This is a genomic window from Rhodococcus sp. MS16, from assembly GCF_013277795.1.
In the GTDB taxonomy this organism is placed as follows: Bacteria; Actinomycetota; Actinomycetes; order Mycobacteriales; family Mycobacteriaceae; genus Rhodococcus_F; species Rhodococcus_F globerula.
In genome coordinates this window covers 284,469-299,266 of record NZ_VBTM01000009.1, presented here as the reverse complement: position 1 = coordinate 299,266, position 14,798 = coordinate 284,469, and the positions used below count along the sequence as shown (strand labels likewise).

The following is a 14,798-nucleotide window of genomic DNA, read 5'->3' as shown; positions in this document are numbered from 1 at the left end:
AAGACATGCAGAACCGTGCGCTGCATCCGTACACGCAGTTGCTGCTGTCCTCGATCCCCGATCCCGACGCAACGGTGACTGCGGCGCAGAACGTCGACCAGAAGGTCGTCGAACTTCCGTCGCCGCTGAACCCGCCGAGCGGCTGCCGGTTCCGCACCCGGTGCCCTCTCGCCACGGATCGCTGCGCCGAGGAAGTTCCGGAGCTACGACTCGTAGACGGCGGACACCAGGTGGCGTGCCACAACGTGTGAGTTGAGCTAGACGCGCAACATGTTTCGAACGTGACCTGTTTCGTTGACCGACGCAACCCGTCGATTGCCGTTGCGGGACACGAGAATACGAGTGACGGAGACATACTCGATCGGGAACGTCAGCGGACGCTCCAGGCCGAGTAACTCCTGGAGAACGATATTGACGACGCCGCCGTGGCAGAACACCGCCACGGTGGCGTCGTTGTCCGTTGACGCCACGATGTCGTCGATCGCTCCGAGGACACGAGTGCGGAATGCGTCGGCGTCGATCGATTCGGGTAGCCAACCGGCTTTGATGCGCTCGTAGGTCTGTGGTGCTCGCTCCAAGACCTGGTGCATCGGAATGTAGTGGGATTGCTCGGCGTCGTACTCGGCCAGGCCCGGATGCTCGGTGACCGGGAGTCCGAGAACGTCCGATACCGGACCCGCGGTTTCCAGAGCACGCTTTTGTGGGCTGCTGAACAGCCCCGTGATCCGGTACGGGGCCAACGCCGCAGGCAGCCGGTGTGCCTGGGCGTGGCCCTCGTCTGTCAGCGCGGGATCAGCACGACCCTCGGTGACCTCTGCCAGTTCAGGGAGCGCGTGTCGGATCAGGAGTAGTTGCACACGGGACACCTTGCCAGACGGCCGTGTCGGCGGGGATCGTGCCGTTGCCGGGTAGTGGACCACTGGCAAGCAGAACGTCACCGTCGGGAAGCGCGATTGGCTCGGAAGACGTGTTGACGACACAGCGCAGCGCACTGCCGCGCCGGAAGTCCAGCACCTGATCGTTGTCGTCGTTCATCCAGGTCAGCGTCGCGGTAGTCAGCGGCTCGGTGGCCAGCGCCGACAGGCTGCGGCGTAGGGACAGTGCGCTGCGGTAGAGCTCGAGAGTGGAGTCGGCCTTGCCCGTCTGGAACTCGACGGTGCGCTCACTCCAACCCTGCGGCTGTGGCAGCCAGGGCGCCTGGTTGGCGTTCGGGGGGCTGAAGCCGTATGGGGCGGTGTCGCCCGACCACGGCAGCGGAACTCGGCAGCCGTCGCGGCCACGCTCGCGGTGCCCGGTCCGTTCCCAGATCGGATCCTGCAACTGATCGTCCGGGATGTCCTCCACCTCGGCCAGGCCGAGTTCTTCGCCCTGATAGATGTAAACCCCGCCTGGGAGTGCAAGCATCAGCATCGCCGCGGCGCGTGCCCGCCGCTCGCCGAGTTCGAAGTCGCCGGGGATGTCGCGGATCTGGCTGAGGAACCAGGTGCGCGAATCTGTCTGCGGCCTCGCATATTTGGAAAGATGACGGACGCCGTCATGGTTGGACAGTACCCAGGTGGGAGATGCATTCACTGCAGCATGCGACGTGATCGTTGTGTCGATGACGCTGCGTAGCGTCGCTCCGTTCCACGGCGCGAGCAGGAAGTTGAAGTTGAAGGCGCTGTGGAGTTCGTCCGGGCGCAGGTAACGGGTGAGGCGTGCGGGGTTGCCCACCCAGGCTTCGGCGACAAATACGCGCGGCGGATCGTAACTGTCGGCCACCGCTCGCCAGGAACGGTAGATGTCGTGGACTTCGTCGCGGTCGAAGTGCGGATGCTCCACCGGTTCGGAACCGTCGGCGGGGACCGGCGTGGGGTAGGTCAGCCCGTTCAGGTCGGGCAGATCCGCGTCTTTGCACAGTGACTGGGCGACGTCGATGCGGAATCCGTCGACACCACGGTCGAACCAGAACCGCAACGTCGTCTCGAAGTCGCCGCGGATATCCGCGTTGCGCCAGTTCACATCCGGCTGTCCGGGTGTGAAGAGGTGTAGGTACCACTCACCTGGATTGCCGTCCGAATCCTTGACGCGCGTCCACGCGGGACCGCCGAAGGAGCTGACCCAGTCGTTAGGTGCCTCGTCGCCTGCCGCACCTTTGCCCGGGCGGAAGTGGAACCGTCCGCGCTCGGCCGATCCGGGCTGCGCGAGCAGGGCTTCCTGGAACCACGGATGCGCCTCGGAGACGTGGTTGGGCACCAGGTCGAGGATGACGCGCATCCCGAGATCATGGGCTTCGGCGATCATGGCCTCGGCCTGTTCCATCGTGCCGAATGACGGTTCGATGCTGCGGTAGTCGGAGATGTCGTAGCCCGCATCCTCCATCGGCGACGGGTACCACGGGTTGACCCAGATGGCATCGACGCCCAACTCTGCCAGATAGCTCAAGCGATTTCGGATTCCGGCGATGTCGCCGACGCCGTCACCATTGCCGTCGGCAAAGCTGCGGATGTACACCTGGTAGATCGCGGCGCTGCGCCACCATTCGTTGTCGCGGAAGGTGTTGTCGGGCAGGGTGAGATTCGGGGATTCGTGGGGCACCCTTCCGTTCTAACAGGTTGAGTGCGGCCAAATTTCGGCAGTCTTGTTGAGTGAGAAGTTCGAGGTTTCGAGGTCGAGACGTCCCCGCGGGGACGTTTTCGGCAAACCTGTCGGTACCCGCGTCTACTGTCGACGCACATTCGTAACGGTGGGGGGACATCATGACGAAAACAGACAGAGGCGTGACCAGGGATAGTGGCGTGACCAGGGATAGTGTTGCGGCAACAGATAGGGATACAGCCGACCGGCTCGGTACCGAAATCTGCGCACTTGCCGGGCACATTGCGGCAGCTACCGCCAGATTTCTGACTTTGGTGGCGCGATTCGACGAGACTCGCGGCTGGACGGGGCCTGGCCTGCATTCGTGCGCCCATTGGCTGTCCTGGAAGTGTGGGCTCAGCCAGCATACCGGGCGCGAATATGTCCGGGTTGCAAAAGCTCTCACCACGCTGCCGAACATGCGTGCTGCGTTTGAAGAAGGTCGCTTGTCCTATTCCAAAGTCCGATCTTTGACTCGTGTCGCCACGCCGCTCAACGACAAACAGATGGTGCGCCTCGGCACGAGTGCTCCGTCCGGCCAGATCGACCGTCTTGTTGCCGGCTTACGTAAGGCAACGAGCGATGATCAGGGCAAGCCGAAACTGGACCGGTTCGAAACCCGGTGGCACTGGGATCCGGATACTGGCGACTTCGTTTTCCAGGGACGCCTCGCAGCGCAAGACGGTGCAAAGGTATTGGCGGCGTTGACAAATGCGGAACGAGATCGCACGCGCACGACGGAAGCAGCTGGGGAACCACAAGAACCACAAGAACCACAGGTTGCCAATACGGTGCGGCGCCCACTGCGCAACATCGGTCCGGCGCTGGTCGCAATGGCTGACATCCTCGCGGTAGCAACGGATGCCGGCAAACGTACCCGCCCAGCCGAAGTGGTGTTTCTACGTGAGGAGAAGGTTGTACGCGTGTCCGGTGGGCCCGCGCTCGAGGACGCTGACGCCGACGAAGTGCTGTGCGACGCACGGGTGCGGGCCGCAACCACCAAGCAGGGGTGCATGCTCAGTCTGGGTCGGCGCACCCGCATTACCAGTGCAAAGCAGATGACTGCGCTCATGTACCGCGACGGGTGTTGCCGCACACCAGGATGCGGACGCACGCGCTTCCTACACGCTCATCACGTTCGATTCTGGCGTGCTGGTGGGAAGACGGATCTCGACAACCTGATCATGTTGTGCGGCACGTGCCATCGGGCGTTGCACCGCGATGAGTTCATGATTACTGCGATTGGAGAGCAACAATTCGAGTTCCGGCTTCGTGGCGGTTCGGTGATGGAACCGGCGCCGCCGTCAGTGGGTTTCGCGGATCGATTGCTCAGCGGTGAGATCGCCGACGATGCGATAGTGCCCGACTGGGGCGGCGACGCTCTCCGCCTGAATCACGCAGTCAGCGTCATTCTGGACGGTTGGGCTGCGTAAGACGGTTGGGCTGCGTATGCAGCGGCTTGTGGAGCGTCACCGTTGCCAATGCCAGCAGCCGGTCGTCCGCACTGGCGTCGACGAGCTGGATGCTCAGTACTGCGTGATCCGCGGCGTCGCGGATCACCGTGCCGTAGGACCGCGCTGGTCCAGTTCGGACTTGCGACAGGTAGTGCATCTGCATATCTGTTGCAACCAGCTCGGGCCGCATGGCCTGGGCCGCCGACTCTACGAGCAGGGCCTGCGCGCCGCCCATGATCGTGCCGATCTGATTGACCACAAACGGAGTGAGTTCGAGTTCGAGCACGCCGGCCGAAGCATCGATGACCCGCATTCCCAATCGGGAGTAGATCGTTCCCTCGACCGCTTGGGTCGGATGCTCCCTGAGTGTGCCGATCCACTGGTCCGGGGTGTACGAATCCGCGTCCCCAGCGGCCGAACGAGGAATGCGGGCAAAGGTGACGAGTCCGCGAGCTGCGAGGGTGGGACCGCTGCCCGAGTCGATTGCGTCGGCCAACTCACGGAGGTCGGTAAGGCCGTGGCCGTCGTAGACATCGGCGGAGACGATGATCGTCTTCTTGCCGATGCGCACGAGGTTACTGTCGACGACGATCGGCCCCTCGGTGAGTGGACCGGCCGAATGAAGTGAGAGATCTTGGGTTGCAGTCCAATCGGGCCGACAGGCCACCAATGCCGGGTCGGAGGTCACATAATCCGCCACGGTGACCAGGACTCCCAGGGAAGCCTGGCCCCCGTGTGACCGCAGTTTGTCGGTGAGATCGGCGCGCATCAGCGAGCGCTCCCGCGTCGGCTGGAACGAGGCCAGCCCGAAGTCGGAGGTGAAGGTTTTCATGCTTGCAAGCACCTGTGGCGACGAGCCGTTCGCGAGGACCATGAAAATGAGAATATCATTCTCATGTGACGGACCGGATCAGCTCCGCCAGTTTTTCGGGCTGATCGATCATCGCGTGATGGTGGGCGGGACGCAGGACGTGGAAGCGCCCGCCCAGGTATGTTGCGAGCCGCTGTTGTTTGGCCATCCAGGACACCGACCACGGGGTCGAGTGGCCGGTGTGAGCAGCTACGACGCTGATGCCGATGTCCGGCAGTCGGTGATCCTCGGACTCGCGTAACTTGTTGAGCTCCATCGCCATATCGGTGTAGGCGACATATTCGATCATGGCGGCTTCGAGATAGTGCGGTTCGCGGTAGATGTGCCCAACCCATTCGGCCATTGTGTGAGACGGGCCTGTCGGGGGCACGGATTGGTTGAGGATCTTTCGCGTGGTGGTGCCCAGAAGTCGTTGCAGCCCAGCGATACTGGCGGTTGCAGCGGCCAGGTGTGAGGCCGTGAGCAAGAGGTTGCGCGGGACGAGCCGCTTCGGGTTTTTCTCGGCGCTAGAATCGAGGAGCAGGATGCCCGCTGCTCGCTCGGGAAACAGCCTCGCAAAACCCTCGGCATAGAAACCGGCTATCGAATGACCCACTGCCACAGCTGGTTCAGTGATTCCCACGGCATCGAGAACGTCGGCGATACGCTGCGCTTCGCCGCGAACGCTTGGGATTTGGGCCGAAGGCTCGCTGAGTCCGAAGCCGGGCCGATCGAACCGGACTACGGTGCGGTCGAGACTGAGGTTGCGCGCGCAGTCGTCCCAGTCGAACCAGTTGCCGGCCAGTCCGCCGCAGAGGACGACGGCAGGTCCGTCGCCCTCCACGAGCACATGCAGGCTGTCCCCGCCGACCGTCATCAACTCGCCCGGTGGTTTCACGTGGAACAGTCCCGGCATCAGTGCCTCGATTACTGGCGTGGTTTCGCGAGGGGGAACGCCAAGGTTTCGCGGATGCTGCCGCCGGTGATCAGCATGACAACACGGTCGACACCCATTCCGAGTCCACCCGTCGGCGGCATTGCGTGCTCGAGAGCTTGGAGGAATTCCTCATCCAACTCCATGGCCTCCGGGTCGCCGCCGGCCGCGAGCATCGACTGCTCGGTGAGGCGATTGCGCTGATCAACGGGGTCCGTCAGCTCGCTGTATGCCGTGCCGAGTTCCACTCCCCACGCCACCAGGTCCCACTTCTCGGCGACACCGGGAATGCTGCGGTGCGGACGGGTGAGTGGCGACATCGAGGTGGGGAAATTGGTGTAGAACGTCGGGAACTCGGTGAAGTCCTCGACCAGGTGCTCGTACATTTCCTGTGCCACGGCGCCCGCGTCCCAGTTGGACTGATACGGGATTTCGTTGTCGTCGCACAGTTTTTGCAGCTTTTCTAGGCTTGTCTCGGGAGAGACATCGACGCCGAGTTTTTCTGCAACGGCGCCGTGCATCGTCTTGACGGGCCACTCGCCGGAGATGTCGACCTCGACCAGTTCGCCGTCGGCTCCTGGCCGCATGATGATCTCGCGCCCGAAAGCCGCCACAGCCGCAGCTTGGATGAGCTCGCGGCACATCCGCATCATGCCCTCGTAGTCGCTGTGCGCTTCGTACGCCTCGAGGATCGTGAATTCGGGGTTGTGTTTGAAGTCGACACCTTCGTTGCGGAACACGCGACCGATCTCGAACACCTTCTCCATACCGGCGACGCACAACCGCTTCAGGTACAGCTCGGGCGCGATGCGCAGGTACAGATCGAGGTTGTACGCGTTGATGTGCGTCAGGAACGGTGCGGCGTTGGCGCCGCCGTGAACCTGCTGCAGGATCGGCGTCTCCACTTCGAGGAACCCACGGTTGCCGAGTGAATCACGCAGCGACTTGACGACGGCACTTCTGGCTTCGAGTAGGTCGCGGGCCTTCGGGTTGAGGGCGATGTCGAGGTACCGCTGACGAACGCGAGTTTCGGGATCCGACAGGCCCTTCCACTTGTCCGGCAACGGATGCAGGCACTTGCCGTTCATGCGCCATTCGAGCGCGATCAGCGACAGTTCACCCTTACGGCTGCGACCAATGGTTCCACTGACCTCGATCAGGTCGCCGAGATCGAATTCGGCAGCGAACTCCGTCAACTTCTCGCGCCCGACGTGATCCTGGTCCACCAATACCTGAATGTCGCCGGACCAGTCGCGCACGTCGGCGAATGCAACACCGCCGTAGTCGCGGACCCGCAGGATTCGTCCGGCAATGCGTACGCGGGTGCCTTCCGGTGACTGTGCTGCCGCGGCGATCGTGTGAGTCGGAGGGTAGGCGACGGGATATGCGCTGATGCCTTCGCCCTCGAGCGTCGCCAGTTTGTTCATTCGCACGCGAACCTGCTCGGGTCGCCGCGGTCCCGGTGCTGCCATCGCCGGTGCGGAGTCCGGCAGGCTGCCGTCGGCGTGAATGCCTTCGGCGGTGACCAGTGCAGCAGGCAGCGTTTCGTGAATTCCGGTGTGCTTGGTGGCCTTGCTCGATCTGCGACTGAAGGTGGGGAGAACAACAAAACCCTCGGCGATCGCCGACGCGAATCCGACGCGTGGGAGTTCGCGATTGTCCTCGAAGCACAAAAAGCGTGGTTCCCAGTCCGGCTGATACTTCACGTTGGAGCGGTACAGAGCCTCGAGTTGCCACCAACGGGAGAAGAAGACCAACACCGATCGCCAGATACGCAGGATCGGTCCGGCGCCGATGCGCGAGCCCTCCTCGAACACGGAGCGGAACACCGCAAAATTGAGTGAGACCCGAACGATGCCGAATTCGTCGGAGCGCGTGGCAAGCTCGGAGACCATCAACTCGACAACACCGTTGGGTGCCGTCGGCTTACGACGCATCAGGTCCAGGGAGACTCCGTTTGCCCCCCACGGGACGAGCGACAGCATGCCGACGACGGACTCGTCGTCGGTACCTTCGTCCATCACGGCTTCGACGAGGAGGCAGTCGCCGTCGAGTGGATCGCCTAGTCGTCCGAGTGCCATGGAGAAGCCACGTTCGGTTTCGGTGTCGCGCCAGTCGTCGGCGCGAACGATGGCGGCGGACATGTCGACCGGGGGCACGTCGCGGTGGCGTCGCATCCGGACGGTCACGCCGCCGCGTCGTACGCGAGTGACTGCCTGTCGAACGGGGCGCATGTCGCGTCCGTTGAGATTGAATTCGCGGGTACGCAGGATGGCCTCGTCGCCGAGCTGCAGGACGTTGAGTCCGGCCCGCTTGTAGGCGGTTGCACCGGTTTCGCTGGCACCCATGACGGCTGTTGCCCAGCCGTACTTCGAGGCCAGGTCCTGCCACGCTTCGATGGCGTGCGGCCAGGCTTCGGGGTCGCCGATCGGATCGCCGCTGGCCAGGCAGACGCCGATCTCGACGCGATAGGTGACCGCGGCTTTGCCGCTCGGAGCGAAGATCGCGGCTTTGTCGCGTCGGGTGGCGAAGTAGGCGAGGGAATCGTCGGCGCCAAAACCTTGGATGAGCCCGCGGATCGCGGACTCGTCGTTGCCGGTGAGTGCGTTGTTGGAACGTTGGGCGCGGAAGAGCGTGATGACGGCAGCGAGGAGTGCGATAGCACCGAGGAGACCGAGGATCGTGTTCACGAAGGCATGCGGATGACCGTCGAAGACTTCGTTGTCGACCGCCGCTGCAGCGGTGACACGGTTAAGCGCCCATGCAAAACGCTGATCTTCCGGAAGTGTGCCTGGGAAGAGTTCGACCAGTCCCCAGCCCAACAGGGTGGCGATCGCCAAACCGCCGATCAGTACGCCGAGAGCTTTCCAGCCGGCTCCGCGTCGTACGCGGGTGTAGAACTCGGGGCGGGCCGCGATCAGAATTCCGATGACGACCAGCAGTACGACAGCAGCTACGGCATTATTCGGATTTTTGTCGGTGAACGTGAACAAGATGTTGCTCAGGGCGATCACGGAGAGATAGACCGTCAACAGCCACCACGCGATGCGCTTGCGACTGGCTAGTGCGGCAGCAAGAAGACCGACGACGAGCGCCCACGACAAGCTCGTATCCGGTGCGTCGAAGTAGTAGTTGTCGATGTATTCGCGTGGGACCCGGACGATATGACGCAGCGTCGGCGACAGGCTCCACAAGAAGACGAGGACGGAGAAGACTCCGAGGATCAAGCCCGAGATATGCGGGACCTGGCTCAGCCGTCCCGACTGGAAGCGGCGTGCCTTTCGCGGATTCTCCGGCGGAGTTTCAACCAACTCCGCGGTTGTATCCGTTATCTCGCTGATAGGTGCCATCGAGCGTCCTCCCATACCGGTCGATCAGTCTCACTGTTCAGTGTGGCCGTTCGTGTCCGGTTTTGTGCGAGGAGCAGAATGATTGCCATGAGCGCCAACATCCCCGCAGTACCGATCCGCGACGAAATGATCCGTCTCGGCCAGTTCCTCAAGCTGGCCAACCTCATCGAATCCGGCGCAGAAGCCAAGGAAGTCATCGCCGACGGCATGGTGTCGGTCAACGGTGAGGTGGAGGACCGTCGTGGTCGTCAGCTGCGCGACGGTGATGTAGTCGAGATCGGCGGGATGGCCGCCAAGGTGGAAGCTCCCGCCTGATCTCGAGCTCTACTTCTAGCTTTCGCGGACGACTACCCCGTCCTGGTCGCTGTAGACGATCTCACCGGGATTGAAGGTGACGCCGCCGATTTCGACGGGCACGTTCTTCTCGCCGGAACCGGTCTGTGTGCTCTTGCGTGGGTTGGTGCCGAGCGCTTTGACGCCGATGTCGAGGGTGCGCAGGATTGCGGAGTCACGGACGGCACCGTTGACGATCACCCCGGCCCAGCCGTTGTCGACTCCGCGGCCGGCGATGATGTCGCCGACCAGTGCGGTGTGGATACTCGCATCACCGTCGACGACGAGGACACCGCCGTTGCCCGGTTCGCTGAGGGTCTGCTTCACCAGCAGGTTGTCCTGGAAGCACTTGATGGTGGTGATGGGGCCGGCAAAAACCTCACGGCCACCGAACGCAGTGAACTGCGTGTCGCAGCTACGGATGTCTGGTCCAATTTCGTCGGCAAGGTCAGCAGTGGCTACAGGCTCGGTCATGCACGACAGAATAGTCGGCAGAGCGACAAAAGCTTCCTTCAACTTCACGCGATCACACCGTCAGCGGAATGTGCTTCCGATAACGTGGCCTTGAATTATTCGATTCACTGCAGTTGACGACTAGGAGTGTTCTGTGACGATTTTCGCGATTTTGGATGTGCGGTTGAAGAAGGAGAGCCTTGATACCGCGCGCGAGGTGTTCGGGCGAGTTTTGGCTGAAACCCGTGCTTTCGAGGGTTGCGAAGGCGTCGACGTGGTGATCGATGCCGAGGACGAAACGCACTGGTTGTGCGTCGAGAAGTGGGCGTCTGCCGAGGCTGATGCCGCTTACCGCGAATGGCGGGCGGGTCCGGGAGCTATCAAGGATTTGGGACCACTTCTTGCCGGTGCGCCCGGTCTGGGTAAGTACGAACTGGAATCCGCGATCTGATTTTTTCGGGGGCGTTTCCTTCGCGAACTGTGCCGAAGGAAGCGCCCCATTCTTGTCTTACCGCCACGTCACGCTTGGGCTTGTTCACTCGGCTTCACGTGCTTGACGGGGCACCCCGTGGGAAAGGTTCCCAGTTGGTCGACCTTGTAGCCGGCTGGGTAGCTGCGGATATTCGGAAGATCGCGGGCGAATTTCCGGGCGGTGCGCGGTGGGAAGAATCGCAGCAGGCGGCCGCGTGCTTTGAGTGCGCCCCTGGAGAGCGCACGAACCACCGCAGGTGGGCGCTTGTACCCGAACGCCTCGAGAAGGTGATCGTCCATGAGTGAGTAGGCGAATGCCTTGATCAGGGGCTTCGGCGCTAGGTTGTTGGGCGGGAACGTGCACATGAGTTCCAGTGTGGAGTCGGCAACCGCCCTGGCACCCGGATCGAACGAAAAGTGTTCGCGCTCATACTCGTCCAAGAGCTTCGCGAATCCGTCGTAGGTCGTTGGCATGTCCTTGATGTTCATGTGACGGCCGAGTTCGCGGTAATAGAAGGTGGATCCGGCTATTTCGTTGGGCGTCAACGGGCGCCAACCGTACGATTCGAGCCAGCGCACCGGAGTGACGACAAAAGTAGCCAACACGTATCGCATGTCGTCGTTGGAGATGTCGTACGAGCCGTGCATCTGGTTCATCCGGCGAACACTCGATCGACCTTGGTCGCTGCCCAGGCCGTGTTCGAGGACGGCGTCGAGAATGAGGCTGGTGTCGTCGTACCGTTTCTGGACCCGGTCGGTGAATTCACCCGTGGAGAAGAGCAGTTTGCCGATCGACGGCACCGCGTAGGTGCGGAACAGCGCAAAACTGAGGGCCTGGTTGATGTCCCAGGGAAACTCTTGAGCAGCAAGAATGCGAGACATCTCTTCGTAGTCGGTCTCGGGATCGAGCTGATCTGTGCGCGCGCGAAGGTCGTAGCGCTTCATGTGAACACTCCCATGGCTTCGGTGTGAGCTGTGCCACCGAGAGTAGTTCTGACAACGCATGTTGTCTAGAGGTGTCGAATTGCCACTGTTCGGTCGTTTCGGGTGTTGTACCAGGGGTATCCGATCAGGGAGTTGTCGACCCGAGGAGTTTCAATGAGTATCTCCCGTACTGCCCGAATCCTGGCAGCCGTAGGTTTGCCGATCGTTGCGTCACTCGCATACGTGGGCACCGCTTCGGCGGATCCACCCCATCCGTTCGGTGGTGCTGCAGTGACCATCGGTTGTCCCAACCAGGGGTCACTGGCGTCGATGACCGGTCTCACCGGGCAGTCCGGGCCTGAAGCCAATCCGCCGATCGCCAAGGGCGACATACGCTTCGAGTCCTTCCCGGCAGCAGCACCGATACCGGCCGCCGGGCAGGTCACGGTCGCGTGGGTCAACACCGACACCGGTAAGGCCGGAATCGTCGATCTGATGGGGACGTACCCCTATCTGTCGGCGACTGTGAATACCGGTGTCGGCAACGTTGTTGCGACCGCTTTCGGTTCCATCAACTGGGGCAGTAGCCCTATCTGCCAAAGCAATCCGACAATTGGACGGTTCATAGCCTGACTTGTGCCTGACTCTGTGTCCTGACGCCGCAGCAGTGGCGGTATCGCGTGATTATCTGTCATCTCGGAGATACCGCCACGACCTTGCTGTCCCATATTCTGAAACATGTTCGGTAAAAGTATATTTCAGGTGAGGGAGAAGGCTGCGGCGTGAACGGGTCGAGTGCACGTCAGTTGATGAGCCGGCTGCTCGTCGAGAAGCGTAATAGCCTTGCGCCCGAGAAGGTCGGTATTCGATGCGAGGGTGCTCGTCGCATGCACGGCCTCAGTAGACGTGAGGTCGCGCAGATCGCCGACATCAGTTTCAATCACTATCAAAGGCTGGAACAGGGTACGTCCGTGGGTGTTTCGTCTCGGGTCATGGTTCGTATCTGCGATGCATTGTTGATGGAAGACGACGAGAAAGCGCGCATGCTGGCGTTGCACCAAGCATGGGCGCGTCCGCGTCGTCCGGGGGCCCGGCCTCAAGCTATAGGGGAGATTTCCGGCAGGCAGCGCTCGAGTTCCGCGGGCGTGTAGAAGAAGCTTCCGCTTGCTACCGGCGTGCAGGGCGCTGCAAACGCGGTTTCACGCTCGTTGTAGAGCATGCGAACCAGTTGTGCGTTGTCCGGTCCGGCAAAGACGTCCCACTGGATGTTGGCGCCCATCGGGCTGACCTGCTCGCCGCGCCACGGGTTGTTGTCATACGTGTACAAGGTGCCCTCAGGCTGTGCGACCGTGCTGCCGGGCAGCTTCAGCAGTGCAGCAAAGGGGATGATCGTCTCGGCGTGCGCAAACCGAAAGTCGGCCCCGGGCAAAGAATCTGCACCTGAATGTTCTTTCAGCCCCGCCAGGAATTCGTCGCGGAGCACCGTCGCCATCCGGTAGGTAACGTCCTCACCGGCAAATCCCGGTCCCTTGGCGTAGAAGTCCTCTGCGTCGTTGGTGTATGCCAGCCACTGAGCGTCGTCCTGGTCGATGAAGCGACCGAAATTCCAGTCACCTTCCTCGGACATGCCGGGGGTGATGATGTACGTGTTGTAAAGCATGTACGCGGCATCGACCTCGTTGTTGATCTCTTCCGAGCCCTTGCCCCGGTCGACGAGTGAGAACTCGCCGGCGACAAGACGATCCACAAAGCTCTTCGAGTACAGCTTCTCCATCATGTGACGTGACACGTCGCGAGTGCGAGGCAGGTTCTCGATCTGCTCGTCCACGGCTTCGAGGCGAGGATCGGAATCCTCGTATTCCTTGTAGTCCGCGTTCAGATCGGAATCGTGGAAGTAGAGGACGTCAGGATCAGACGTGACAGCTCCGATATTTCCGGCGATCGCCGGAAATGCGGTGCTCACGCCCTGGGCGAAGTTGGCGGCACTGTCCACTGCGCGGTCCACGCCCGAGGACGTCAGGGTGATCGAGCCGTCCTGCTTGGCAATTGCGTCGAACAGCTGCGGAAGGCGTTCCGTCACACGGGCACCCATCTCGCGATGCTCGGCAATGCCGAGGCCGCTCAGATTGCCGTAGCCCAACGTCTGGTTGGCCGCCATGAGTTCACGAAGTACGGGGCCGAACTCCTTGCCGACGGGAGTCAGAGCGTTCTCGGCTTCGGCGATCTCCCAGAGTTGCAGGCTCAGGTCGTCGTACTTCAGGCTCGAGAGCGCGCGGGAACCATGACGTGCAACGTTTTCCGTGTACACGGGCGTGAAACCGGCGGGCACGGCCTGGAGTCCGCCAATGGCCTGGCCGGGTGAATACGGAGTCTTGGACGTGAAGCCCCCGACGGCAGGTGTGCCCGGGGCCCCGAGAGAGCCGGTGTCGAGAGAACCGGTGTCGAATGAACTGAATGGTGACGCGTCGGCAATGGCAGAGGTGCCGGTCGTGACAAGCATGAGTCCGACAGCGCCTGCGGCCGCCAGCAATCCGAAGCGGGGGCTTCGCATGGTGATGAGTCCTTTCTGCTCGCGCCGAAATGGCACGACGAACAGGAAGTTAGATCGGCTAAGCGTCCGTAGGTGGCCATAGGACAGACGTCCAGGTGGCCGCAGGGTTAAAACTCGGATTCACATGGCCAGTCCGGCTACGCTTTTGGCAAACAGCACGGTTGCCGCGGCGAGGATGATGTAGGTGGTTGTGCGACTCAAGACCGCCAGGGAGATCCGCCGCGCCAGGTACGAGCCGAGCAGGTGTCCACACACCAGCAGGGGAGACAATGCGAGTGCGCCAAGCAATTCGCTTCCGGTAACACCGATCTGGAGATGGAGTGCGATAAGCGTCGCCGCAGCCATGAGAAGAAAGATCGTCGATAACGTAGATCGCAGGGCGGCAGCATCGTCCGGCCGATAGGTCAGCGACAGCGGTGGCCCGGGCATCGCGGCCAATGCGCCCATGAACCCGGCCGCGGCCCCGGCGCCTGCCAGGGTTCGCCGCGATCCGGTCACGGACTTACCCGCGAGCATCACCGCCCCTGCTGCCAGCGCGAGAACGGCCACCAGGAGTTGAACGGACGCCGTTTCAACGCGCTGTATGACCCACAGGCCTGCGGCGATACCGGGAATCATTGTGGCGGTTGCGATTCCGACCGTGCGTGTGTCGCAATGCCCGCGTTCTCGCGCCGCCACCATCAGCATCATCGGGATGGTGAGAATCAGTAGCGGGACTGGAACAAGCCACGGGGCAATCAGAATAAGGGCGGGTCCGGCGATCAAGCCGAAACCCGAGCCGGTTGCCGATTGAATCGCCGAGGAGGCAACAAGTACGCAGGCAACCAGGAGAAGAATCACAATCCCATTCTCTGGGCGATCT

Annotated in this window: 15 protein-coding genes; 5 read left to right on the top strand and 10 right to left on the bottom strand. The window is 62.1% G+C overall.

Features of this window, described 5'->3' with window-relative positions; genetic code table 11:
• The coding region (locus tag FEZ60_RS21575; RefSeq protein ID WP_346343394.1) for an oligopeptide/dipeptide ABC transporter ATP-binding protein at positions 1–251 on the top strand (251 nt) is incomplete at its 5' end.
• Positions 252–257: 6 nt separating this feature from the next.
• On the opposite strand, the gene FEZ60_RS21570 is transcribed toward FEZ60_RS21575, so the two are convergent.
• On the bottom strand, positions 258–857 hold the full coding sequence (locus FEZ60_RS21570) for a histidine phosphatase family protein (RefSeq protein ID WP_141485327.1): 600 nt from the start codon (positions 855–857) through the stop codon (positions 258–260).
• Positions 823–2,577, bottom strand: coding sequence for a glycoside hydrolase family 13 protein (locus FEZ60_RS21565; RefSeq protein ID WP_346343393.1), 1,755 nt, complete (start codon positions 2,575–2,577; stop codon positions 823–825). Before FEZ60_RS21565 ends, FEZ60_RS21570 begins: the two co-directional genes overlap by 35 nt.
• 200 nt (positions 2,578–2,777) lie before the next feature.
• Here FEZ60_RS21565 and FEZ60_RS21560 point away from each other — a divergent pair, with 200 nt between their 5' ends.
• On the top strand, positions 2,778–4,049 hold the full coding sequence (locus FEZ60_RS21560; RefSeq protein ID WP_239654668.1) for an HNH endonuclease signature motif containing protein: 1,272 nt from the start codon (positions 2,778–2,780) through the stop codon (positions 4,047–4,049).
• On the opposite strand, the gene FEZ60_RS21555 is transcribed toward FEZ60_RS21560, so the two are convergent.
• The 3 genes from FEZ60_RS21555 to lysX are packed head-to-tail and all read right to left on the bottom strand — an operon-like array spanning position 4,024 to position 9,204.
• Positions 4,024–4,944: a hypothetical protein gene (locus tag FEZ60_RS21555; protein ID WP_045066177.1), complete on the bottom strand. Its 921-nt coding sequence runs from the start codon at positions 4,942–4,944 to the stop codon at positions 4,024–4,026. The genes FEZ60_RS21560 and FEZ60_RS21555 overlap by 26 nt on opposite strands.
• A gap of 19 nt (positions 4,945–4,963) precedes the next feature.
• Positions 4,964–5,836, bottom strand: coding sequence for an alpha/beta hydrolase (locus tag FEZ60_RS21550; RefSeq protein WP_084702579.1), 873 nt, complete (start codon positions 5,834–5,836; stop codon positions 4,964–4,966).
• 11 nt (positions 5,837–5,847) lie between these two features.
• Positions 5,848–9,204, bottom strand: a complete 3,357-nt coding sequence (gene lysX, locus FEZ60_RS21545) for a bifunctional lysylphosphatidylglycerol synthetase/lysine--tRNA ligase LysX (RefSeq protein WP_172936948.1) — start codon at positions 9,202–9,204, stop codon at positions 5,848–5,850.
• An 87-nt stretch (positions 9,205–9,291) separates the two neighbouring features.
• Between lysX and FEZ60_RS21540 the strand changes: the two genes are divergently transcribed.
• A complete protein-coding gene (locus FEZ60_RS21540; RefSeq protein ID WP_033235435.1) occupies positions 9,292–9,519 on the top strand; it encodes an RNA-binding S4 domain-containing protein in 228 nt (75 codons plus the stop codon).
• 15 nt (positions 9,520–9,534) lie between these two features.
• Here FEZ60_RS21540 and rraA read toward each other — a convergent pair whose 3' ends face one another.
• A complete protein-coding gene (gene rraA / locus FEZ60_RS21535; protein ID WP_033235436.1) occupies positions 9,535–10,011 on the bottom strand; it encodes a ribonuclease E activity regulator RraA in 477 nt (158 codons plus the stop codon).
• A 133-nt stretch (positions 10,012–10,144) separates the two neighbouring features.
• Here rraA and FEZ60_RS21530 point away from each other — a divergent pair, with 133 nt between their 5' ends.
• Complete coding sequence (locus FEZ60_RS21530) at positions 10,145–10,441, top strand: antibiotic biosynthesis monooxygenase (protein ID WP_033235359.1); 297 nt, start codon at positions 10,145–10,147, stop codon at positions 10,439–10,441.
• A 68-nt stretch (positions 10,442–10,509) separates the two neighbouring features.
• On the opposite strand, the gene FEZ60_RS21525 is transcribed toward FEZ60_RS21530, so the two are convergent.
• A complete protein-coding gene (locus tag FEZ60_RS21525; RefSeq protein WP_033235360.1) occupies positions 10,510–11,406 on the bottom strand; it encodes an oxygenase MpaB family protein in 897 nt (298 codons plus the stop codon).
• A gap of 153 nt (positions 11,407–11,559) precedes the next feature.
• On the opposite strand from FEZ60_RS21525, the gene FEZ60_RS21520 reads away from it, so the two are divergent.
• On the top strand, positions 11,560–12,018 hold the full coding sequence (locus FEZ60_RS21520; RefSeq protein ID WP_033235361.1) for a hypothetical protein: 459 nt from the start codon (positions 11,560–11,562) through the stop codon (positions 12,016–12,018).
• Positions 12,019–12,143: 125 nt separating this feature from the next.
• Here FEZ60_RS21520 and FEZ60_RS32610 read toward each other — a convergent pair whose 3' ends face one another.
• The 3 genes from FEZ60_RS32610 to FEZ60_RS21505 form a co-directional block, all read right to left on the bottom strand.
• Positions 12,144–12,329 carry a hypothetical protein gene (locus FEZ60_RS32610; RefSeq protein WP_242484744.1) on the bottom strand — a complete coding sequence of 62 codons (186 nt, stop codon included), beginning with the start codon at positions 12,327–12,329 and terminating at the stop codon, positions 12,144–12,146.
• A 152-nt stretch (positions 12,330–12,481) separates the two neighbouring features.
• Positions 12,482–13,936: a histidine-type phosphatase gene (locus tag FEZ60_RS21510; RefSeq protein ID WP_172936947.1), complete on the bottom strand. Its 1,455-nt coding sequence runs from the start codon at positions 13,934–13,936 to the stop codon at positions 12,482–12,484.
• A 120-nt stretch (positions 13,937–14,056) separates the two neighbouring features.
• A complete protein-coding gene (locus FEZ60_RS21505; protein WP_172936946.1) occupies positions 14,057–14,776 on the bottom strand; it encodes a TSUP family transporter in 720 nt (239 codons plus the stop codon).
• Positions 14,777–14,798: the final 22 nt, after the last annotated feature.